General features: G+C 72.6%; 18 protein-coding genes. 3 read left to right on the top strand and 15 right to left on the bottom strand.

From position 1 onward, the window contains the following. Positions 1-115: 115 nt before the first annotated feature. The 3 genes from ACZ6QO_RS02830 to arfA all read right to left on the bottom strand — a co-directional run bounded on the left by ACZ6QO_RS02830 (position 116) and on the right by arfA (position 3,777). Positions 116-991, bottom strand: coding sequence for a ribonuclease activity regulator RraA (locus ACZ6QO_RS02830; protein ID WP_465847003.1), 876 nt, complete (start codon positions 989-991; stop codon positions 116-118). Positions 992-1,148: 157 nt separating this feature from the next. Further along, positions 1,149-2,051 (bottom strand): dihydrodipicolinate synthase family protein, encoded by a 903-nt coding sequence (locus ACZ6QO_RS02825; protein ID WP_465847001.1) that lies wholly within the window; start codon positions 2,049-2,051, stop codon positions 1,149-1,151. A 223-nt stretch (positions 2,052-2,274) separates the two neighbouring features. Continuing rightward, positions 2,275-3,777, bottom strand: coding sequence for an arabinosylfuranosidase ArfA (arfA, locus tag ACZ6QO_RS02820; protein ID WP_465846999.1), 1,503 nt, complete (start codon positions 3,775-3,777; stop codon positions 2,275-2,277). 332 nt (positions 3,778-4,109) lie between these two features. Here arfA and ACZ6QO_RS02815 point away from each other — a divergent pair, with 332 nt between their 5' ends. Further along, complete coding sequence (locus ACZ6QO_RS02815) at positions 4,110-5,291, top strand: TIGR03118 family protein (RefSeq protein ID WP_465846997.1); 1,182 nt, start codon at positions 4,110-4,112, stop codon at positions 5,289-5,291. Positions 5,292-5,706: 415 nt separating this feature from the next. Here the strand turns inward: ACZ6QO_RS02815 and ACZ6QO_RS02810 are convergent, their stop codons facing one another. Both ACZ6QO_RS02810 and ACZ6QO_RS02805 read right to left on the bottom strand, forming a co-directional pair. After that, complete coding sequence (locus tag ACZ6QO_RS02810; protein WP_465846995.1) at positions 5,707-6,753, bottom strand: LacI family DNA-binding transcriptional regulator; 1,047 nt, start codon at positions 6,751-6,753, stop codon at positions 5,707-5,709. Positions 6,754-6,778: 25 nt separating this feature from the next. Further along, positions 6,779-7,408 carry a hypothetical protein gene (locus ACZ6QO_RS02805; RefSeq protein ID WP_465846994.1) on the bottom strand — a complete coding sequence of 210 codons (630 nt, stop codon included), beginning with the start codon at positions 7,406-7,408 and terminating at the stop codon, positions 6,779-6,781. A 328-nt stretch (positions 7,409-7,736) separates the two neighbouring features. Between ACZ6QO_RS02805 and ACZ6QO_RS02800 the strand changes: the two genes are divergently transcribed. Continuing rightward, a complete protein-coding gene (locus ACZ6QO_RS02800; RefSeq protein WP_465846992.1) occupies positions 7,737-7,937 on the top strand; it encodes a hypothetical protein in 201 nt (66 codons plus the stop codon). Here the strand turns inward: ACZ6QO_RS02800 and ACZ6QO_RS02795 are convergent. From ACZ6QO_RS02795 to ACZ6QO_RS02785, 3 genes are all read right to left on the bottom strand, one after another. Next, positions 7,903-8,670, bottom strand: a complete 768-nt coding sequence (locus tag ACZ6QO_RS02795; protein ID WP_465846990.1) for a bestrophin-like domain — start codon at positions 8,668-8,670, stop codon at positions 7,903-7,905. The genes ACZ6QO_RS02800 and ACZ6QO_RS02795 overlap by 35 nt on opposite strands. 559 nt (positions 8,671-9,229) lie before the next feature. Beyond that, positions 9,230-10,726, bottom strand: a complete 1,497-nt coding sequence (locus ACZ6QO_RS02790; RefSeq protein WP_465846988.1) for a PQQ-dependent sugar dehydrogenase — start codon at positions 10,724-10,726, stop codon at positions 9,230-9,232. 316 nt (positions 10,727-11,042) lie between these two features. Beyond that, the gene (locus ACZ6QO_RS02785; protein WP_465846987.1) at positions 11,043-12,239 is read right to left on the bottom strand and encodes an RNA-guided endonuclease InsQ/TnpB family protein; all 1,197 of its coding nucleotides are present in this window, start codon (positions 12,237-12,239) and stop codon (positions 11,043-11,045) included. A gap of 22 nt (positions 12,240-12,261) precedes the next feature. On the opposite strand from ACZ6QO_RS02785, the gene ACZ6QO_RS02780 reads away from it, so the two are divergent. Further along, on the top strand, positions 12,262-12,444 hold the full coding sequence (locus ACZ6QO_RS02780; RefSeq protein ID WP_465846985.1) for a hypothetical protein: 183 nt from the start codon (positions 12,262-12,264) through the stop codon (positions 12,442-12,444). A gap of 21 nt (positions 12,445-12,465) precedes the next feature. On the opposite strand, the gene ACZ6QO_RS02775 is transcribed toward ACZ6QO_RS02780, so the two are convergent. From ACZ6QO_RS02775 to ACZ6QO_RS02745, 7 genes are all read right to left on the bottom strand, one after another. Next, positions 12,466-13,581, bottom strand: coding sequence for a phosphotransferase enzyme family protein (locus ACZ6QO_RS02775; protein ID WP_465846984.1), 1,116 nt, complete (start codon positions 13,579-13,581; stop codon positions 12,466-12,468). Between the two features lie 219 nt (positions 13,582-13,800). Next, positions 13,801-14,634, bottom strand: coding sequence for an HpcH/HpaI aldolase/citrate lyase family protein (locus ACZ6QO_RS02770; RefSeq protein ID WP_465846983.1), 834 nt, complete (start codon positions 14,632-14,634; stop codon positions 13,801-13,803). Between the two features lie 116 nt (positions 14,635-14,750). After that, on the bottom strand, positions 14,751-15,923 hold the full coding sequence (locus ACZ6QO_RS02765; protein ID WP_465846981.1) for a CaiB/BaiF CoA transferase family protein: 1,173 nt from the start codon (positions 15,921-15,923) through the stop codon (positions 14,751-14,753). Beyond that, the gene (locus ACZ6QO_RS02760; protein WP_465846979.1) at positions 15,920-16,828 is read right to left on the bottom strand and encodes a ribokinase; all 909 of its coding nucleotides are present in this window, start codon (positions 16,826-16,828) and stop codon (positions 15,920-15,922) included. The genes ACZ6QO_RS02765 and ACZ6QO_RS02760 overlap by 4 nt, the downstream gene beginning before the upstream one ends. A gap of 145 nt (positions 16,829-16,973) precedes the next feature. Next, entirely contained in the window at positions 16,974-18,416 is a 1,443-nt protein-coding gene (locus tag ACZ6QO_RS02755) for an ADP-ribosylglycohydrolase family protein (RefSeq protein ID WP_465846978.1), read from the bottom strand. Continuing rightward, complete coding sequence (locus tag ACZ6QO_RS02750) at positions 18,413-19,585, bottom strand: ADP-ribosylglycohydrolase family protein (protein ID WP_465846976.1); 1,173 nt, start codon at positions 19,583-19,585, stop codon at positions 18,413-18,415. The genes ACZ6QO_RS02755 and ACZ6QO_RS02750 overlap by 4 nt, the downstream gene beginning before the upstream one ends. Next, a complete protein-coding gene (locus tag ACZ6QO_RS02745; RefSeq protein WP_465846974.1) occupies positions 19,582-20,799 on the bottom strand; it encodes an ADP-ribosylglycohydrolase family protein in 1,218 nt (405 codons plus the stop codon). Before ACZ6QO_RS02745 ends, ACZ6QO_RS02750 begins: the two co-directional genes overlap by 4 nt. Positions 20,800-20,816: the final 17 nt, after the last annotated feature.

Below are 20,816 nucleotides of genomic sequence, written 5' to 3'. Positions count from 1 at the left end.
GGGAAGACTGGTTGACACGGAGAGTATCTGCCCTATGACGCACCGTGTCCATAGCGGAAAGTGACCGAACGGACACAAGGTGTGTCCGGATGGGGACGCGCCCCGCGCGCCCTGGTCAGCGCGAGCGGTAGCGCCGCAACGTGTTCTCGTCCGGCGGATAGGTGCCGCGCAGCGGGGCGCCCCCGTCCACCTCGGCCTGGATGAACTCCTCCAGCCGCTCCTGCTCCAAAGCGTCACGGGCGACCTCGGCCGCCAGGTGGCGCGGCACGCAGACGACGCCCTCGGCGTCGGCCACGATGACGTCCCCCGGGTAGACAGGCACCTCGGCGCAGCCGATGGGCACCTGCAGGTCCACCGCGTGGTGCCGGGCGAGGTTGGTGGTCGCGCAGACGCCCGCGGCGAAGGCGGGCAGGTCGAGCTCGGCGAAGAACGGCGAGTCGCGGACCGCTCCGTCGGTGACCAGCCCGGCGGCGCCGCGCCGCAGCATGCGGGTCGCGAGGATGCCGCCGATGGAGGCGGCGCGGGTCTGGCCCCGGCAGTCCATGACGAGCACCTGGCCCGGACCGACCGACTCGACCGCGAGCCGCTGCGGGTGGTCGTAGTCCTTGAACACCGACAGCACGTCGAGGTCCTCGCGGGCGGGAATGTGGCGCAGCGTGAACGCCTCCCCCACCATCCGGGTGCGCGCGGGGTTGAGCGGGCGCAGCCCGGCCAGGAAGGTGTTGCGCAGGCCGCGGGCGAAAAGCTGGGTGGTGACGGTCGCCGTCGACACCCGCCTCAGCGCGTCGAAGACCTCCGCGGCGATCGCTTCCTGACCGTTCTGAACGTCCTGATCGTTCTGGCCGTCGTGACCGTTCTGGCCGTCGTGACCCTCTTGGCGGTCGCGGCCGTCGTGACCGCCCTGATCGCCCTGACCGTCGTGACCGCCCTGACCGTCGTGACCGCCCTGGCCGTCGCGACCGTCCTGGTCGTCGTGCCCCTGCGCTTTCACGTTCGTCGCCCCCAATTCATCTCTCGGCCATCCCGCCGCGCATTTCTGCGGCTTTAGACCCGTCCATGCCGTTATGTCGTGTCTCGGTGAGCCATCTCGGCTTATGTCGTGTACATACCAGCCCGTCCTGGCGTCATCTCCGTGATCTCGGGTGCGCTCACGCGCCGGCCGTGAGGTCCAGGGACCGCAGGACGGCGGCGACCTCTTCGCGTTCGGCGTCCGGCAGCGTGGAGATGGGCGGGCGCACGTCGCGGCGGCAGACGCCGAGCTGGGCCAGGGCCTCCTTGAGCACGGAGACGTTGTTGGCGTTGCCGCGCCGGGCGCGCAGATCTTCGATCGGTTTGAGCAGCCGCCACAGCCGCATCGCCCTCTGGAGGTCACCGGCCGTGAGCAGGCCGTGCAGCTCCAGTGACAGCTCGGGCGCGATGGCCGCCAGTCCGGAGGTGAACCCGCGCGCCCCGCCCATCCAGTAGAACGGCGCCCAGCTCTCGGCGAGCCCGCACACCCAGGTCACCTCGGGCGCCTGGAGCGCCAGCTCGGCGAACCGCACCGGGTCGGGCACGGCGTACTTCACCCCGACCACGTTGGGGCACGCGCCCGCCAGGGCCCGCACCGTCTCGGCGGTGATCAGCGGAGAGCGCAGGTAGCACACGACCCCGAGGCCGGGGACCGCCTCGGCGACGGCCCGGTGGTAGTCGGCCCAGCCTTCCTGCGACTGGTAGGGGTGCACGGGCTGGTGCACCATGACGGCGTGCGCGCCGAGCCGGGCGGCGTCGACGGCGAGCCGGACGGCCCGCCTCTCGTCGTGCCCGACGCCGGCGATGACGCACGCCTCGCCCGCGGACTCCACCGCGAGCGCCACCACGCGGTTCGGCTCCTCGGCGGACAGCGAGTAGAACTCGCCGGTGTTGCCGTTCGGCGTGACTGCGGAGATGCCCGCCGCGACCATGCGCGAGACCACGGCGGCGTAGGCCTTCTCGTCGATGCGGCCGGTCTCGTCGAACGGTGTCACCGGTACGGAGACCACCGAGGCGAGCGAGCGCCTGACGTCATCCAGCATCGCCGATCCCCTTCCTCAGCGGCATGGAACGACTCCCAGCCCAAGCTCTGGTATATCAGTATGCCGGTATGTCGACCTACCGGGCATGCGCATAGAGGCTCTCGCCCTCGTACGCGCCATCCACCAGGTCGTCTCGGGGCTGGGAGGGTCGCTCAGCCGTACGGGGCCGCGGCCACCCGACCGCGCCCGTGACGGGCGCGGCCGTGGGGTCCGGCGGCGGGGTTCAGCGGGCCAGGCGGATGACGTTCCAGGACACGGGGGGCAGCACGACGCGCAGCGGGTCGGCGTCCACGTCGGGGTTGGCGCGCGGGACGATCCGGTCCGGGTCGTCGGCGGTGTTGACGGCGTAGACGTCCGAGTCGCTGAGCGTGGTGGCCTCGATGATGCGGACGTCGCCGAGCGCGCGGACATCCAGGGTCAGCTCCAGCGGCTGGTCGGTGGAGCGGTTCACGGCGAAGACGGTGGTGACGTCCTCGTCCCTGGTCGCGACCGCGTGCAGCAGCGGCACCTCGCCGTACTCGGCGGTCTCGTGCACCGGCGAGACCTGCTCCACACGCAGCACATCGCCAGAGGCGTACCGGGAGGCCTGCGCGAACGGGTGGAAGATGGTCTGACGCCAGGCGCGGCCGCCCGGCTCGGTCATGATGGGGCCGATGACGTTGACGAGCTGGGCCTGGCTGGCCGCGGTGACCCGGTCGCTGTTGCGCAGCAGCGTGATGAGCAGTCCGCCGACGGCCACGGCGTCGGCCAGGTGGTAGCGGTCCTCCAGCAGCGGCGGGGCGACCGGCCAGTCCTGCCGCGCCCGTTCGGCCTGCTCGGCCTGGGTCCGGCTCATGTACCAGACGTTCCACTCGTCGAAGGACACGTTGATCCGCTTGGTGCCGCGCAGCTTGGCCCGCACGTGGTCGGCGGTGGAGACCACCGAGGCGATGAAGTTCTCCATGTCGGTGGAACAGGCCAGGAAGCTCGCCAGGTCGCGGTTCTTCTCCTCGTAGTAGGCGTGGCAGGAGATGTAGTCGACCTGCTCGTAGGCCTCCTCCAGCACCTCGGCCTCCCAGGCGCCGAAGGTCGGCATCGCGGAGCCCGAGCTGCCGCAGGCCACCAGTTCGAGGTCCGGGTCGATCATGCGCATGGCGCGGGCGGTCTCGGCGGCGAGCCTGCCGTACTCGCGGGCGGTCTTGTGACCGATCTGCCAGGGGCCGTCCATCTCGTTGCCCAGGCACCACATCTTGATGCCGTGCGGCTCCTTGGACCCGTTGGTCGCGCGCAGGTCCGACCAGTGCGTGCCGGACTCGATGTTGCAGTACTCAAGGATGTCCAGGGCCTCCTGGACGCCGCGGGTGCCGAGGTTGACGGCCATCATGGGCTCGACGCCGGCCTTGCGCGCCCAGCGCATGAACTCGTCCACGCCGACCTGGTTGGGCTCGGTGCAGTGCCAGGCCAGGTCGAGCCGGGCGGGGCGGGAGTCGACGGGGCCGATGCCGTCCTCCCAGCGGTAGCCGGAGACGAAGTTGCCACCCGGATAGCGCACGGTGCTGACGCCCAGCTCGCGGGTGAGGTCCAGGACGTCCCGGCGGAAGCCGTCCTCGTCGGCGGTGGGATGGCCCGGCTCGAAGATCCCGGTGTAGACACAGCGGCCGAGGTGCTCGACGAAGGTGCCGAACGTGCGCCGCCGCACCGGGGCGACGCGGAAGGCGGGATCGATCGTGAGGGATGCCGTATTCACGGAGCTTCTGCCACCTTCGCGAGGGTCTGTTAACAAATGAGATATTTGTGCCGATTGTTAGCGCTCTCATCGTCGCAGTCAAGGACCGGACGCGGTAACGATTCGATCTCACCGGCGGGCGGGCGTGGTCCCGGCCGCCACGCCCCCGGCCTGCGGGCCGCACGGCTTCGGCACGGCGCCGCGCGTCTCTTCTCCCCGCAGGCGCAGTCCTTCGCCCCGGGGGCGCACAGCGCCGTTCGGGGTCCAGAACAGATTACAAATCGGTTTGAACCGGGTCTCGGGTCGCCGCGTACCTCCGTCCGTACGCACATGCAGACGACATAGGAGGCCTGATGCGGTCACGCATCGTCACGCTCTGCGCTGCGGCACTCGTCCTGGGCATTTCCACCGGCACGATCCCGGCGCACGCTGAGTCCACGCAGTCCAAGGAGTCCACCAGGTCCACCACACATACCAAGAACCGATTCGCCGAGATCCCCCTCATCTCGGACGTGGCAGGCAAGGCGGACGTCACCGACGCCAAGGTGGTCAACCCCTGGGGTCTGGCGATGGGCAAGACGCTGTGGGTCTCCAACGCGGGCACCGGCACGGCGACCGTGTACTCGGGCGGGGCGGGCCAGCTCACCAAGGAGAAGACCGAGGTCTGGATCCCTGGAGGCACGCCGACCGGCCAGATCTTCAACGACGAGGCCGAAGGCTTCGAGATCTCCAGCAAGGGGGCCTCCGGACCGGCGACGTTCATCTTCGCCAGCCCCAGCGGCGCCATCACCGGCTGGAACGCCGAGGTGAACCCGACCAGCGCCATCATCGCGGCCTTCACCCGTCACGCCGACTACAAGGGCCTGGCCCTGATGCCGACCAACCGGGGACGGTTCCTGCTCGCCGCCGACTTCGCCCACAACCGGGTCGACGTCTTCGACGACGACTTCCGCCGGGTGCGGCTGTCGAAGTGGGCCTTCCGCGACCGCGGCCTGCCGCGTGACTACTCCGCCTTCAACGTTGAGATCGTGGGCGACGCCGTCTACGTCGCCTATGCCAAGCGCGACTCCGAGACCGGCAAGTCGATCGCCGGCCGCGGCTTCGGCTTCATCAGCCGCTTCACCGCCTCGGGACGCTTCGCCGGTCGCGTCGCCGCCCGTGGCGCCCTGAACGCGCCCTGGGCGATGATCAAGGCCCCGGAGGGCTTCGGCGTCTATACCGGAGCGCTGCTGGTCGGCAACTTCGGCGACGGCTGGATCAACGCCTACCGCAACGGCCGCTACCTCGGCCCGCTGCGCAAGGCCGACGGCAAGGCGATCGCCATCGAGGGCCTGTGGGACCTGGAGCGGGGATCCGCCGAGGTCGGCGGCAAGAACTCCGTATGGTTCTCCGCCGGCGTCCAGAAGGCGCAGCACGGCCTGATCGGACTGATCATGCCGGCCGACGCCGCCGGCTCCTCCACCACACCCACCACCTCGCCCAGCCCGTCCGCCTCGCCGTCCTCCAACTCCAACTCCAACAATTCCGGCTACTGACAGGAGGTGAACGACCACCGAGCCCTTCGATGACCGAGGGCTCCCGCCAACCGAGGATTCACCATCTTTCCTGAAGATCAACACGACCCGCCCGAATGAGCGGAAGTCGGCTGCGGGGTGGCGCGCCCCGCAGCCGGCTTTCGGTTGTTCGGACATCTCCGTCCCCCTCGGCGGAGAGGTCCGCCCCGGCGCGTCACGCGTGCCGGGAACCGCCCGTCTCATGGCCCGGCACACCTGCCTGCGCCGCCGGGCCATGAGATGACGGGCCCGCGCGTCCGGCCGTCGCGTCCGCCCTGTCGGCCGCCACTCGTGCCCGTGCCGGCCCGGCGCCCGGCGCGACACCGGATCTCCGCATTCTCCGGCCTCCGTAGCCGGCGAGATGGGACATCGTCGCGGCATGCCCCCGCTGCGGGACTCAGCGGCGGGAGGGCGGGGGCGCGGTGCTCTCGCGGACGATCAGCTCGGTGGTCAGCTCGACCCGATGCTGTTCGAGCTCCTCGCCCGCGGCCAGCGCGGCGATCATGCGGACCGCGGCGGCGCCCATCTGGACCAGCGGCTGTCGCACCGTGGTCATCGGCGGACCGGCCCACTGGGTGAACGACAGGTCGTCGAAGCCGACGACGCTCAGGTCGTCCGGGATGCGCGTCCCGGCCCGCCGGGCGGCCTCGTAGACGCCGAGCGCCTGCAGGTCGTTGGCGCTGAAGATGGCGGTCGGCGGGTCGGGCAGGCGCAGCAGCTCGGCGCCGTCGCGCAGCCCGCCCTCGACGTACAGGGTGCTGACGCGCACCAGGTCTGGATCCACCGGGACGCCGGCGGCGTCCATGGCGGCGCGGAACCCGTCGAGCCGCGCCCGGCAGCACGGCCACTGGGTGGGCCCGCTCAGCATGCCGATGCGGCGGTGGCCGAGTTCGAGCAGATGGCGGGTGGCGGCCACGCCGCCGCTCCAGTTGGTGGCGCCGACGGAGGGGGTGTGGTGCAGCGGCTCGCCGGTCGGGTCGATCACGACCAGAGGGATCGACCGGGTGGCGAGCTGCGACTGCTGCTGAACGGTCAGCTCGGAGAACACCGCGATGACACCGCTCGGGCGCCGGGCGAGCACCTGCTCGGTCCAGGCCCTGCCCGGGGTGAGCCGGCCCTGCATCTCGGTGAGCACGACGGCCAGCTCGCACTCGCGGGCGACCTGCTCGACGCCGCGGATGATCTCAAGGGCCCACAGGCTCTCGAGCGCGTGGAAGACCAGTTCGACGATGGCGACGGACGTGCTGCTCTCTCTGCGGCGGTAGCCGTGCTCACGGAGCACCGCCTCGACCCGCTGCCGAGTGCTGAGCGCGACGCCGGGATGCCCGTTGATCACCCGCGACACCGTGGGCGGGGAGACCCCCGCCAGCCTGGCGATCTCGGCGACGGTCAGATCGTGCCGCTGTGATCCTTCTTCGGCGAGGCCTGCACCCGTCGTGGTCACCGCCCCATTTTACGCACCCCGCCCTCTAACGGATGGTGCCGAACGCCAGGCCGGCGGCGAGCGCGATGACCAGTGACAGGATCACCATGACCATCACCGTCGCGAGCGGCTGCACGCGGCGCGACCGAGGGAGGTCGGCGCGCAGCGGGCGCACCGCGGTGGACGGCGTGGCCGCGGGCGGTGTGGGGCTGGGCTCGGCCGGGGAGGGCGTCGGGGTGGCCTGCGGCCGAGCCGGCGCCGGGCGGGGCGCCGCCTGGGGCTGGGAAGGGGCGCGCGGAACCACGGGAGCGGCGGGCTGGGACGACGGAGTCCGGGAGGGCTTCGGGGTGGGAAGCGGTGAGGCCGGTGAGGGCGGCGCGGACGGCGTGCGCGTGGGCGCCGCAGTGGGTGCGGAGGTCGGCGCCGGGGTCGGCGTGAGCGGAGCGGCCGCGCGCCGGCAGGGGGGCGGCCCGGCCACGGTGACGCCGACCCGCAGGCTCACCAGCACGTCGACGTCAAGGCAGAGCGTGACGCCGGGAACGACGCCGAGGAGGCCGCCGTCGTCGTCCGACACGCGCAATGTCGCACCGACGAGCCCCGCGTCGCCGCGCGCCTTCGCCCCGGCCTCCGCCTCGACGCCGACCAGCGCTCTGTCATCCGCAGGCTGGTCGACCACCCGTACCCCCCGCCGAACCCGGACGGTTCCCCCGGCCGAGCGACCCCGCTCACCCGCGACTCCAGAAGAGCGTCCCCGCCCACCGGCCACCGCGGACGAACCGCCTCGCTCACCGGACACCCCGGCTGTACGACCCCGCCCGCGGGACACCGTGGACGAACGGCCTCGCTCGTCCGCGTCCCGGGAAGGACTGTGCACACCGCCGGACCTGGAGGTGTGACCGCGTTCAGCGGCACTCTTGGATGGACGCCCTCGCCCAGCCCTGGAGGGCCTGCTTCGCTCGCCCGCGCCCGTCCCCGGGCCCCGGGAGGCGCCGGTACCACTGGGGGTGTTCTCGGGCACGGCCGTGCTCGCGGTGGTCGGGGAGTTCGGCGGTGAGGGACGGGAGGCGGCGGCGCTGGACGGCGGCACCGGGGCGGCGGCCACGACGACGCCGGCCAGCGAAGCGGCGGCGAGCGGGACGGCCAGGAAGACCGCGCGCGAACGGGCCGTCATCATCCGCTCCATGGGATGCGCTGGAAGTCGGTGAGGGCGGTGCGGAAGGCCTCGGGCCCCACCGACAGCCCGCTGGAGAACACGTGCGAGATCTGCCAGGTGAGGTAGATGCCGAAGCCGAGCAGCGCGGCCATGATCAGCAGCGGCACCAGCGTCTTGCCGCGCGGACGGGCGCCGGCCAGGAACGGGTAGAGCATGACGATGGACCCGGTCAGGATCGTCAGAGGCAGCACGCCCGCGGGCGGTCTGGCCTCGGCGTCCGCCGACCTCTGGCGCCGGGCCGCGGACAGCTCTTTCAACTCGTCGATGGTCGCGCTCTTGGCGTTCTTGGCGTCGTCGCCGCTGACGATCAGGCCCGCCACCTGAGTGCGCAGCGCGTCCAGCCGCGAGGCGCCCTCAAGGCTGAGCCGGCCGTCGGCCATGAGCGGCCACTCCTTCTGGACGACGTACTGGACGTAGTCGCGGATCTGCTGCTGCACCTGCGCGCCCACCGGGACGGGGAGCCCGGCCGCGGCCCAGTAGGCCTCCACGGCCGCCCGGCTCTCGGTGTAGGTGTTCTGCCGGGCGGAGTCGGCCGTGGTCCACGGCACGACGATCGCGATGGCGAAGACCAGGAGGAACAGGGACGACAGCATTGAGCCGGCGTGGCCGGCCGTGGGACCGTTCGGGAGCAGGTCGTCGGTGCCGTTGTCGAGCCTGCGGAAAAGAAAGGCGGCGATGGCCACCACACCGACCGCCGCCGCAACCGCCAGTACGCTGACGAGCATGACCATCTCCATAACTTTCTGCGGGCGGTCGCACACCACCCGTTACCGATCGCATGCCGTCACATAGCTATCACATTACGTGACGGCCATGGGAGGTGATCGAAAAGGTGGCTCCAGCTTCCTTTCCGGAGGTCGCCTCGGAAGTGCCCATGAAGCGGAAACCCCGCAGGTACAGCGGTTCCGGCCCCCTTCGCCCGCGCGCACGGCACGGGGCGCCGCATCGGAGAGCGCCCCTCCGGTACGTCTAGCGCGACGGTGGGAAAGGCGCTCCGCGTCCCCGCCGTAGGACGGCGCCGGCATCCGCAGTCCACCATCCCGCCGCCCCGGCGCCGATGGGGAACCTCACCGGAGGAACGGGAGGAAACACCACCGGCAAAGACGAGCCGTCACCACGCTGCGAACGGCGACAAGCACCTCCGACGAAGGCACGCGGTCAGCACGCTATGAGTGGTGAGAGCTATTCCCGGGGTCTCTCCGGCCGGGGCAAGCGGTCATCGTGTTGGGGGCGGTCAAGGCGGCGCTGTAGTGCGCCGCCTTCACGCGCGTTCCGGGGGCCTGGTCAGCCGGCCGTGCAGGTGAGGGTGGTCGGCGTGCCGTTGGTGCCCGTCCAGCCGGCCTGGAAGCCGGCCGTCGTCGAGGCGTTGGGTTGCAGCGTGCCGTTCCAGGTCTCGTTGCGCACCGTAACGGCGGAGCCGGACTGGGTGTACCGGCCACCCCACATCTGGGTGATGGTCTGGGCATTGGGGAAGGTGAAGGCGACCGTCCATGACGTGAGGGCGGAGGTGCCCGAGTTGCGCACCGCGATCTCGCCCTGGAACCCGCCGTTCCATTGGTTCACGACCCGGTACGTGGCCGCGCAGGCACGCCCGGCCGTGGGCGTGGGGGTGGGGGTCACGGTCGGCGTGGGCGTCGGGGTGACCGTGGGCGTCACGGTGGGGGTGGCCGACGGAGACGGCGTGGTCCCCGTCGGGGGCACCCGGATGACGCGGTCGTCGCCGCTCACGGGCGTCCCCCGGCCGTCCCGGTTGCTCGTCGTCACCCACAGCCATCCGTCCGGCCCGACCGCGACCGCGCGCAGCCGCCCGTAGGTCCCCTGGAACTCGGCGACCGGCGAGCCGGTGGTCGCGCCGCCGTTCACCGGCACCGTCCACAGCCGCGTGCCGCGCAGCGCCCCGGCGAACAGCGTGCCGTTGGCGTAGGCCAGGCCGCTCGGCGACGCCTCGGCCGTGGTCCAGGTCACCAGCGGGTTGCGGAATGAGGGGTTGTTGCACATGCCCTCGCAGGTCGGCCAGCCGTAGTTGGCCCCGGCGACGATGTAGTTGAGCTCGTCGTAGGTGTTCTGGCCGAACTCGCTGGCGTACAGCCGTCCCTGCTGGTCCCAGGCCAGGCCCTGAACGTTGCGGTGTCCCATGCTGTAGACGAGCGAGTTGGCGAACGGGTTGCCGGACGGCACTCCGCCGGTCGGCGTCATGCGCAGGATCTTGCCGCCGAGGCTGTTCTGGTTCTGGGCGTTGGAGGTGGTGCCGCCGTCCCCGGTGGACACGTACAGCATGCCGTCGGGGCCGAAGGCGAGGCGCCCGCCGTTGTGGAAGCTCGCCTTGGGGATGCCGGAGACGATGACCTGCTGGGTGCCGGGCGCGTTCAGCCGGAGCCGGACGACGCGGTTGTCGGAACCGGCGGAGTAGTACACGTAGACGTACTGGTCCTGGGCATAGGTGGGCGAGACGGCGATGCCGAGCAGGCCGCCCTCGCCGGACGGCACGACGTTCGGCACGGTGGCCACCGCGGTGGGCGCGGCACCGGGACGCACCTGCATGATGCGGGCGGTGTCGCGTTCGGTGACCAGCCCGCTGCCATCGGGCAGGAAGGCCAGCCCCCAGGGCACCTGCAGCCCGGTGTTGGCGACCTGCGCCCGGGTGAAGTCGAAGCCGCCGGTCGCGAGGGCTCCGGCGGCGGGTGGCCGGGTGACGACAAGGACAGCCGCGGCGGCGACCGCGGCGACGATGAAGGTCAGGATGGAGGCGATGCGCTTCCGCGTCGCCGACATAACGGGCATTCGCGTGCTCCCTACGCTATGTAAGGCACGATGTCAAAGCCTGGTTCACGACCGTATGCGGCGGTGTGGGCGCGAGCAATCATTGGTCGCGCCTGCCATGCGTGCTGCACCGTCATGGCCTGCGCGTTCGTCCGGCGGTACCGGATGCTGAGACGTGTCCGCACGGAAAGTTTCATCGGACGTCCCATAACTTCCTACACCGGACGGCGTGTCCTGTGCGCTCGGCTCCGCCCCGGACGGGAGCGCGCTAGATGGAGCTCAGTTGACGCGCTTCCCGGCCTGAAGTCTGAAGGCCGGGGATTCAGCCCGTGCCGCGTCATGCGGCACCTCTGTGGCTTCCTGCTTCGTCGGCCTGTGCCACCGCGAGCGGTGGTCTTACCTGGTCTCCACAGGCGTTTGACCTGTCCGCCCGCCCGGCGGCCAGGATGTTGATCGCCGCGTTGACGTCCCGGTCGTGGGCCGCGCCACAGGCGCAGATCCACGACCGGACCGACAGCGGCATCGACTCGACGACCGCCCCGCACGCCGAGCACAGCTTCGACGAGGGAAACCAGCGGTCGATCTTGACGAAGGCCCGTCCGTACCGGGCGGCCTTGTACTCCAACATCCCGACGAACTGCGACCAGCCCGCGTCATGGACGCTCTTCGCCAGTCTCGTGCGCGCCAGTCCCTTCACCGACAGGTTCTCCACGTGCACCGCTTGGTTGTCGCGGATGAGCTGCGTGGAAAGCTTGTGGGCGAAGTCGCGGCGCGCGTCGGCCACCCGGGCGTGCGCCCTGGCGACCTTCATCCTGGCCTTGGCCCGGTTCGCCGAGACCTTCGCCTTGCGGGACAGGGCCTGCTGGGCTTTGCGGAGCTTCTTGGCCGCCCGGCGCAGAAACCGGGGATTGTCGATCTTCCGGCCGTCGGAAGTGACCGCCAAGTGCGTCAACCCCAGATCGATGCCCACCTCGGCGGATGTCTCAGGCAACGGCTCCTGGCCGGTCTCGACGACGAAGGACGCGAAGTACCGGCCCGCCGCATCCTTGACCACCGTGACCGAGCTCGGCTGCGACGGCAGGGGGCGCGACCACCGCACCGGCACGTCCCCGATCTTCGGCAGGCGCAGCCTGCCGCCTGTCGTGATCGCAAACCGGGCGTTCTTGGTGAAGCGGACCGTCTGCCGGTTGTCCTTCTTGGAGCGGAACCGGGGCGCGGCCACCCTCGGCCCCTTCCGCTTGCCGGTGATCGAGGCGAAGAAGTTGCGGTAGGCGGTATTCAGATCGGCGAGCGCTTGCTGGAGGACGACCGCTGAGACCTCACCCAGCCAGGCCCGTCCGGGGGTCTGCTTGGCCTGGGTGATGACCCGCTTGGACAGCTCCGCGTCGCAGATGTACGGCAGGCCCGCCTGGCGGGCGTCGGTCCGTGCGCGCAGTCCGTCGTTGAACACCACCCGCGCGCACCCGAACGCCCGCGCCAGCGCCTCACGCTGGGTGGCATCCGGGTAGAGCCGGTACCGGTAACGAAGCCGCACGGTCCTCATTGTCACCCGATCGGTGACTGAACGTAGGGGAATCCGAGCGATCCGTGAACACATCGGCGACCGCGCCAACGCCGCCCACTACCCTGGCGAGCACACCATCATCGAATGCAACGGCCGGCCTTTCGCCGTCCTGGTGCCCTACACCTGGTGGATCAAGCAGCAAGACCAGGAAGGCCAGGACACGGTCGCGCCCTAGCGGGCACCCCCGCGCGCGTCTTCACCCCCGGCGTGAACGCCGGAGCACCGGGCCCGCATTTAGGTAGCGCTCGGCGAGCTCGCAGGTTCCCACCGTGTACCCGGCGCCCAGCTCCCGGGCGATGTCGACGGCCGGGTGGGAGCCGATCCAGGCGACCAGCAGGAGCCTGCGCAACATGATGAACGTCCAGATCTCCCGCTCGTCGCCCGGCGGGAGTTCGTGGACGGTGCGATAGCCGGCGACCCACGCCTCGACCATCTCGGGAACGTCCGGGTGATGCTCGATGAAGCTGAGCGCGGCCCCGAGGTCGTAGAGGTACCAGCCGAAACCGCAGTCGTCGAAGTCGATGACCGTGACTCCCCCGCCGCCCGCCTGCCCGTCGACCAGCAGGTTGGCCAGGCGCAGGTCGGCGTGGACGAGGCCGTACCGCTCGGGTCCCTTGCCGAAGCGGGCCAGGCGGTCGCGCAACGCGGAGGAGAGCCTGGTCAGCACCGCGTGCGCCGCGCGGTCCACCCCGGCGCCGTCCTGCCACCTGCCCCAGCGGGGCGCCGGGCCGAACACGGCGTCCTCGTCCCAGTGGAACCTGGTGAACCCGGCGGGACGCCGCCAGGCGCGGGCGTGCAGGTGCATGCGCGCGGTGATCGCGCCGAGCGGGCCGAAGTGCTCGGCCAGACGGTCCTCGGCGGGCTCGGCGCCGGGGACGTGCTCGAACATCACGCAGTGGCGCGGGGCCGCTCTGGGGTCGGCCACGCCGACCACCCTCGCGCCGTCCAGCGCCGGTACCACGTGCGGGGTCGGCACGCCCGCCTCCTCGCGCAGCGCCGTGAGCCAGTCGAGCTCCGAGCCGATCGCCTCGGGCGAGTGGTAGCCGAGGCGGTGCACCCGCAGGATCAGGCGCCGGCCGGCGCCGGTGACGAGGAACGTCGCGTTCTCCGACACGTTGATCAGGCTCACCTCGGCGTCCGGCCCGACGTCGTAGCGCCGCAGGGCCCGCCGCGCGACCTCCGCCACGCGGGCGAGCACGCCGTCCCCGCCCGACAGGTCATGAAGACCCGCCCCGTCCGCACCGCCGACCACCGGCTGGCCCCCGGCCCGCCCACCGCCCGCGAGCACGCCCCCCGAGCCGCAGACCTCCATGAGCCCCCCTCGACACCCAGACCACGAACCGGCCGCCCATCATAAGGACGCCGGCCACCAGCCCATCCCACCGGGACCACCGGGACCACCGGGCGGACCCCGCTCAGGGCCCAGGTCCGCGCGACCGGCGGCGTCATCGAGAACCGGAGCCGCCGGGACGTCCTCAAAGCCGTGTTCTGCGTCAGTTCAGGCCTCTGTCCGAAGCGAACTGGAAGACCCTCATATCCGAGATCCCTTACCGCCGGACCTGCTGATCGTCGAGCGGGGGGCGTCGGCGAGGACGGCTCTGGCCTGCCGGACGATCGCCTCGTCGACGAAGCGGCCGTCCGGGAGGGCGACCGCGCCGGAGCCGGCCGCTGCCACCACCTGGCCGGCCGCCGCGATCTCCTCTTCGGTGGGGCGGTAGGCGGCCTCGATGACCGGGAGCTGGGCCGGGTGGATGGCCGCGCGGCCCCGGAAGCCCATGGCGCGGCCGGCGCGGCAGGACGCGGCCAGGCCCGCGAGGTCGCGGAAGTCGACGTAGACCGACTGGGCGGGGGCGGGCAGCCCGGCGGCGCGGGCGGCGACCACGACGCGGGACCGCGCCCAGGCCAGCCCGGCCTCGTCGCCGACGCCCAGGTCGGCGCGCAGGTCGGCCTCGCCCAGCCCGATGCCCGCCACCGCGGGGCCGGCCGTGGCGATCTCGTAGGCCCGTTCGAGGCCGAGGGCCGACTCGATCAGCGGGTGCAGGGCAGCGCCGGGGGCGGCTCCGGAGATCTGGCGCACCTCGTCGGCCGACTCGGTCTTCGGGATCCGGATGCCCGCCGTACCCTCGCACAGGGCGCCGATGGCCTGCAGGTCGGCCTGTCCGTACGGGGTGCGCACGTCGTTGATCCGGATCTGCACGCGCGGCCGCGGGGTGGCGAGCAGCGCGACGACCTCGGCCCGGGCCCGGTCCTTGTTCTCGGGCGCGACGGCGTCCTCCAGGTCGACGATCACCACGCCGGCGGGGCCGGCGAGGGCCTTGGCCACGATCTCGGGACGGTCGGCGGGCGCGTACAGCCAGGTCAGCATCGGGTCACTCCTCGGGTGTCGAGCGGGGTCGCGGGACGGAAGGCTTCACACGGCGGGCGGACGCCTTCACACGGCGGACAGAAGCCTTCACACGGCGGGCGGACGCCTTCACAGGGCTAGACGACGCCCTTGCCGCGCAGGGCTTCGACGTCGGCCGGCGACAGGCCCAGTTCCGCCAGGACGGCCGCGGTGTCGGCGCCGTGCGGGCGGCCGGTCCAGCGGATCTCCCCCGGCGTGCCCGAGAGGCGGAACATGACGTTCTGCATGCGCAGCGGGCCGAGGTCGGGGTCCTCGACGGTGGTGACGGCGTCCAGGGCGGCGAGCTGGGGGTCGGCCAGGACGTCGCGCACGTCGTACACGGGGGCGACCGCCGCCTCGGCCCGTTCGAAGGCGGCCAGCACCTCATCGCGGGTGCGCGCGCCGACCCACGCGGCGACGGCCCCGTCCAGTTCGTCGGCGTGCTCGACGCGTCCCGCGCCGGTGGCGAACCATGGCTCGTCGATGTACTCGGGCCTGCCGACCAGGCGCATCACCCGCTCGGCGATGTTCTGCGCGGACGTCGAGACGGCGACCCAGGAACCGTCCGCGCAACGGTAGGTGTTGCGCGGCGCGTTGTTGACCGAGCGGTTGCCCGTGCGGGGCGGGACGACGCCGAGCCGGTCGTAGACGGTCGGCTGGGCGCCGAGCACGGTCAGGATCGGCTCGATGATCGACATGTCGACCACCTGGCCCGCTCCGGTGTTCTCACGCGCGTGGAGTGCCGCCATGACGGCGTAGGCGGTGGCGAGGGCGCAGATGCCGTCCGCCAGTCCGAACGGGGGCAAGGTGGGCGGCCCGTCCGGCTCGCCGGTCATCGCGGCGAACCCGCTCATCGCCTCGGCCAGGGTGCCGAACCCGGGACGGCGCGCGTACGGCCCGAACTGGCCGAATCCGGTTACGCGGGCCAGTACCAGGCCGGGGTTGGCCTCGCGGAGCCGGTCGTAGGACAGGTTCCAGCGCTCCAGCGTCCCCGGCCTGAAGTTCTCGATGACGACGTCGGCGTCGCGCGCGAGCGCAAGGAGCAGTTCCTGGCCTTCGGCCGCCGAGAGGTTCAAAGTCATCGCGCGCTTGTTGCGGCCGAGCATCTTCCACCACAGGCCGCCGGGCCCGTGCCCTCGGGACGGATCGGGCTTGGCCGGGTGCTCGATCTTGACGACCTCGGCGCCGAAGTCGCCGAGCAGCATCGCGGCCATCGGCCCGGCGAAGAGCGTCGCGAGGTCGAGGACGCGCACGCCCTCCAGCGCTTTCATCGGTGGTCCTCCAGAAGGCCGGCCGCGGGACGCAGGAGCGCCGCCTCGATTTCGGGGCGGGTGGGCATCGAGGTGCTCGCGCCGGGGCGCTGGACCGACAGGGCCGCGGCGGTGGCGGCGAAGCGCAGGGCCAGCTCCTGCGGCCTGCCCTCGGCGCGGGCCGCTGCCAGCGCGCCGACGAAGGTGTCGCCGGCCGCCGTGGTGTCGACGGCCTTCACCGCGACGGCGGGCACCCGCAGCCGGCGGCCGTCCCGGGAGCCGTACAGCGCGCCCCGGGAGCCGAGGGTGATCAGCGCCTCGGGCACGAGGTCGAGCAGCGCCTCCAGCGACTCGCCGGGGTCGGCGACGCCGGTGATCGAGGCGGCCTCGTGCTCGTTCGGGACGATGAGGTCGACCGCGTCGAGCAGTTCGCCGGGCAGGTCCCGCGCCGGGGCGGGGGTGAGGACGACCGGGACGCGCGCCCGGGACGCCGCCGCCACCACGGCCTCCATGGGCAGCTCCAGCTGCAGCAGCAGCGCGTGGGAGCGGTCGATGACGGCGAGGTCCTCGGCGGAGGGACCGGTGATCGTGCCGTTCGCGCCCGGGATCACGATGATGGAGTTGCCGCCATCGTCGTCCACGACGATGTGCGCGATGCCCGACGATCCGGGCACGACCCGCAGGCGGCTCACGTCGACACCCGCCGCGGCCAGCGTGTCCTGCATGACCGGCCCGAACGTGTCGTCCCCGACCGCGCCGAGGAAGGCGACGGCCGCTCCGGCGCGGGCGGCCGCGATGGCCTGGTTGGCGCCCTTGCCGCCGGGGATCGTGCTGAAGGCGCGGCCGGTCACCGTCTCGCCGCGCGCGGGCACGACCGAGGTGTAGGCCACCAGGTCCATGTTGGCGCTGCCGAAAACCGAGATCATGCCGCGTCCTCTCCCCTGCCCGGCGCCACTGTGAAGATCACCATGCCACGCCCGCCGGCCATGGCGGCCGCGGCGTCACCGCCCGCGCGAAGCGGGGCGGCCCGTCCGGCCGGGGCCCGGCACGGACCGTCACCCGCCGTGCCGCTCATCCGGGCCCCACGGCGAGGGTGCGGCGAGTGAGCTCGCCGAAGCCGACGCCGTCGAAACCGCGCACGCTGCTGGCCAGCCGGTCGCCGAGCGCCCAGCGGGCCGGAATCCGCGAGGCGCCGAGCAGGCCGCCGGCGATGGACCCCACCGTGGCGCCGGCCGAGTCGGTGTCCCAGCCCGCGGCGACCGCGCCCGCGATGGAGGCGGTGAAGTCGCCGCGGCCGTGTGTCAGGGCCGCCGCGATGAGCGCGGCGTTGTTGACGGTGTGCACCCAGTGCAGCCGTCCGTGCCGTTCGTAGAGCCGGTCCACGACCCGCTCGAAGTCCTGTTCGGCACGCGCGTCGGCGACGGCGTCGCGTACGGCCCGCGCCAGCCTGGAGCCGGCGGGCACGACGGACAGCCCCGCCGCCACCACCTCCTCCACCGCCGCGGCCGGGTCTCCGGACGGCACGACCAGGGAGCGGGCGCACATGGCGGCGACCATCATCGCGCCGTAGAGGCCGTTGGCGGTGTGGCTGAGGCGCGCGTCCCGCCAGGCGAACTCGGCCGCCGTGCGCGCGTCGCCGGGGTTGACCCAGCCGTACACGTCCGCCCTGATCAGCGCACCGATCCACTCCCTGAACGGGTTGCGCCAGGTGGCCGTCCCCGGCGGTTCGACGCCCTCCAGCAGGTTGCGGTAGGCCACGCGCTCGGCGGTGAACACGCGGCCGGCCGGCAGCTCGTCCAGCCACATGGAGGCGACATCGGCGGTGGTGAAGCCGCGGCCGTGCCGCTCCAGCAGCGACAGCGCCAGCAGGGGGAAGTTCAGGTCGTCGTCCTCGGGCACGCCGTCGAGGTTCTCGGCCAGCGAGGTGGCGGCGCTGCGCCGGTTCCACGGCCGGCGGGCCGCCACATCGGCCGGCAGGCCGACGGCGGTGAACCAGCCGCGGATCGGCCAGTTGCCAGTGGCTTCCGCGATCTCCCTGATGCCCTCGCGGGGGATCTTCTCCACCGGCTTGCCGAGCACGCAGCCCGCCGCCCGCCCGAGCCACGCCCCCAGCAGGCGCTCGCCCAGCTCATCGGGGCGGGCGTCCGGACGCTGCGGAGCGCCGGACCCCGCGCAGGCAGGGGTGGCCGCACTGTCAGGAGCGCCGGGCCCCGCCCAGGCGGAAGCGGCCGCGCGGATGCCGGCGAGGTCGGCCGGCTCGGGAAGCGGGGAAGGGATGGCCGCCAGCTCGTCGAGCAGTTCCACCGCCAGCGCGCGCATCTCGGGTGTGGGCGGCTCGGGCCGGGCGCCGGCGCGCGGCGGCGCGTCGTGCCCGCCGGCGGCGTGCCAGCGGTCCGCGATCGCGGCGACGTCCGCGCCGCGCCCGTCCTCGGCGGCCTGCCGCAACTCATGTCCCACCAGGTCCTCAGGCTGCACCCAGGTCAACCGAAGCGGACGGTCCAAAGGCTCGGTCATGAGTCGGTTCCGGGGGTCGTGTCCCAGGTGAGGGCGGTGAAGGCGGCTTCGTGGGCGCGGCGGGCGGCCAGGTCGGCGACGTGGACGCGGCGGGCGACCTCGGCGATGGCGCGCCCCGGGGCGGCCAGGTCCATCCTGCTGGCCGCGGACACCGGGTCCAGCCATTCGGCGGGCACCGCCTTGGCTCCGGCGAGCGCTCCGGCGATCGCGCCGCCCATGCTGGCGATCGAGTCGGCGTCGCGCCCGTAGTTGACGCCGCCGAGCACGGTGTCGCGGTAGTCGCCCTTGGCGATGACCAGGAAGGCGAGCGCCAGGGGCAGTTCCTCGATGCTGTGCACCCGGCTCGGCCGCCGCGCTCCCAGGCCCTGGTCGCGGTAGGTGTCGGCTACCGTGTCGTACGGTTTGACGGCCTCGCGCAGCGCTTCGAACGCCCCCTCCCAGTGGTCGAGGTCGCGGGCCCGCTCGCAGACGGCGTCGATCGCGGCGCGCGTGCCGTCGCGGGCTAGCCGCAGGCAGGTGGCGACGACCGAGTCGGCGGTCGCGCCGGGCCGCATCGCCTCGGCGACCGCGGCGGCCAGGACTCCGGCGGCCTCCCTGCCGTAGCTGGACTGGTGGGCTCCGGCGAGGTCGATGGCCTCGGCGTACGCGCCGTCGGGGTTGGCCGCGTTGACGACGCCGACCGGTGCCATGTACATGGCGGCGCCGCAGTTGACGATGTTGCCCACGCCGGCCTCGCGCGGGTCGACGTGGCCGTAGTGCAGGCGCAGGACCAGCCATTTCTCGGCGAGGAACACCCGTTGCAGGGGCAGGGCCTCGGCCTCCAGCTCGGGGATCCAGCGCTTCTCGCCCATCATCTCCGGCACCAGGTGCTCAGCGGCGGCGTAGGCGTCCAGGTGCCCGCCGGCCTTCTCGTACACGCGGATGAGGGCGTGGGTCATGAGGGTGTCGTCGGTGACGTGGCCGTCGCCCTTGTGGTACGGCGCGATGGGGCGCGCGTTGCGCCAGTCCTCGAAGTACGGCGGGACGATGCCCGTCACGTACCCGTCGTAGCGTTCCTGGATCTGCGCGGGCGTCCAGCCCTCTGTGGCGCCGCCGATGGCGTCGCCGACCGCCGCGCCCGTCACGCATCCGACGGCCTTGTCGGTCAGCAGGTCCTCGAGCGGCGTCATGCCAGTCCTCCAGCGATGTCGATGAGATCGGTCCCGGCCAGCTCGGGGAGGCCGCAGCCGGTGAGCGTGCGCGCCGCGGCGCACCAGCCTGCCGGCAGCGCGCCGAGCCCGGCGAAGGCGCCGGTGAGCGCGCCGGTGAGGGCCGGGGCGGAGTCGGCGAGCGAGGGCAGGCAGGCGGCGGCGGAGACGGCGGCGCCGAACGAGCCGCCGGACGCCTCCGCGAGCGCGAGCGCGACGGGGACGGTCTGCGCCGCGGCGACGCCGTAGCTGTAGACGTGGTCGACCAGCGCGGCGTCGAGGGCGGGGACGGCTGCGAACGGGTCGCCCGCGCGGCGGGCCGCCGCGAGCGCGGTCCTGGCCGCGTGGCCGATGGCGGTGTCCTCGGGGAGCTCGGCGAGCGCCGCCTCGACGGCCGCGCCCATCGTCCCGCCCGCGACGAGCACGGCGACGGCGGCGGCCATCGCGACGGCGCCGAGGACGCCGTCCCCGGAGTTGGTGACACAGGCGTCGGCCCGCACGACGTCCCGCAGATCGGCGAGGACGGGCGCGGCCGGCCCCGCGTCCGTTTCTGCGGAGCCCGAGACGGCGTCCGAGACGCCCGCGGCTCCGATGCGGCGGGCGGGCACGGCCGCGGCGAAGGCCACGGCGCGGACGGCGGCCGCGTCGTCGAAGTGGTGCGGGTTGTCGTGGCCGCTGGCCGGAGGCGGCTTGCCGGCGGCCAGGTTGTCCAGGGCCGAGCGCACCGAGATGCGCACCCGCAGGTCGGTGCGCCCGGCGAGCGCGCCGAACGCCTGGGCGCGGTCCTGGTGGATGGTCAGCGCGGTCCAGGCGAGCCATTCGGCGTCGTCGGACGGGCCGGCGGCCAGCGGCTCGACGGGCTGGTTCAGCGCGAACGGCACGGGGAGGGTGGTGAGGCGGTGCTCCTCGGCGAAGGCGTCCAGCTCCCGTTCCAGCCGCCTGGTCCACGGCGCGAGCAGCGCCGACCGGTGCCGCGCCGCCGGCCACCCCACGGCGTCCCCGATCGCCAGCCCGATGAAGGCCCCCGCGACCCTGTCGGTCCTGTCGGTCCTGTCGCTCCTCTTGGTTCTGTCGGTTCTGTCGGTTCTGTCGGTCCTGTCGGTCTGGCGGTCATGAGGGCTCTCGCGCCCTCCCGCGCCGCCCGGCCCGTCCGCGAACGGGCCGTCCGCATCCCTTGTCCTGTCCCCCGATGGCATGTCTCTCCCTTTATCCG

The sequence above is a fragment of the Sphaerisporangium sp. NPDC049457 genome (assembly GCF_055586705.1).
Note: the sequence above shows the minus strand (reverse complement) of the source record. Positions and strands in the feature narration are given on the sequence as shown.

Bases quoted from the DNA above. Each gene is read 5' to 3' on its own strand.
- ACZ6QO_RS02765 (WP_465846981.1), bottom strand. From the start codon at position 15,923: ATGAAAGCGCTGGAGGGCGTGCGCGTCCTCGACCTCGCGACGCTCTTC.
- ACZ6QO_RS02825 (WP_465847001.1), bottom strand. From the start codon at position 2,051: ATGCTGGATGACGTCAGGCGCTCGCTCGCCTCGGTGGTCTCCGTACCG.
- ACZ6QO_RS02770 (WP_465846983.1), bottom strand. From the start codon at position 14,634: ATGCTGACCTGGCTGTACGCGCCCGCCGACCGTCCCGAGATCGTGGCC.
- ACZ6QO_RS02760 (WP_465846979.1), bottom strand. From the start codon at position 16,828: ATGATCTCGGTTTTCGGCAGCGCCAACATGGACCTGGTGGCCTACACC.
- ACZ6QO_RS02745 (WP_465846974.1), bottom strand. From the start codon at position 20,799: ATGCCATCGGGGGACAGGACAAGGGATGCGGACGGCCCGTTCGCGGAC.
- ACZ6QO_RS02815 (WP_465846997.1), top strand. From the start codon at position 4,110: ATGCGGTCACGCATCGTCACGCTCTGCGCTGCGGCACTCGTCCTGGGC.
- ACZ6QO_RS02755 (WP_465846978.1), bottom strand. From the start codon at position 18,416: ATGACCGAGCCTTTGGACCGTCCGCTTCGGTTGACCTGGGTGCAGCCT.
- ACZ6QO_RS02790 (WP_465846988.1), bottom strand. From the start codon at position 10,726: ATGCCCGTTATGTCGGCGACGCGGAAGCGCATCGCCTCCATCCTGACC.
- ACZ6QO_RS02750 (WP_465846976.1), bottom strand. From the start codon at position 19,585: ATGACGCCGCTCGAGGACCTGCTGACCGACAAGGCCGTCGGATGCGTG.
- ACZ6QO_RS02795 (WP_465846990.1), bottom strand. From the start codon at position 8,670: ATGCTCGTCAGCGTACTGGCGGTTGCGGCGGCGGTCGGTGTGGTGGCC.
- ACZ6QO_RS02775 (WP_465846984.1), bottom strand. From the start codon at position 13,581: ATGGAGGTCTGCGGCTCGGGGGGCGTGCTCGCGGGCGGTGGGCGGGCC.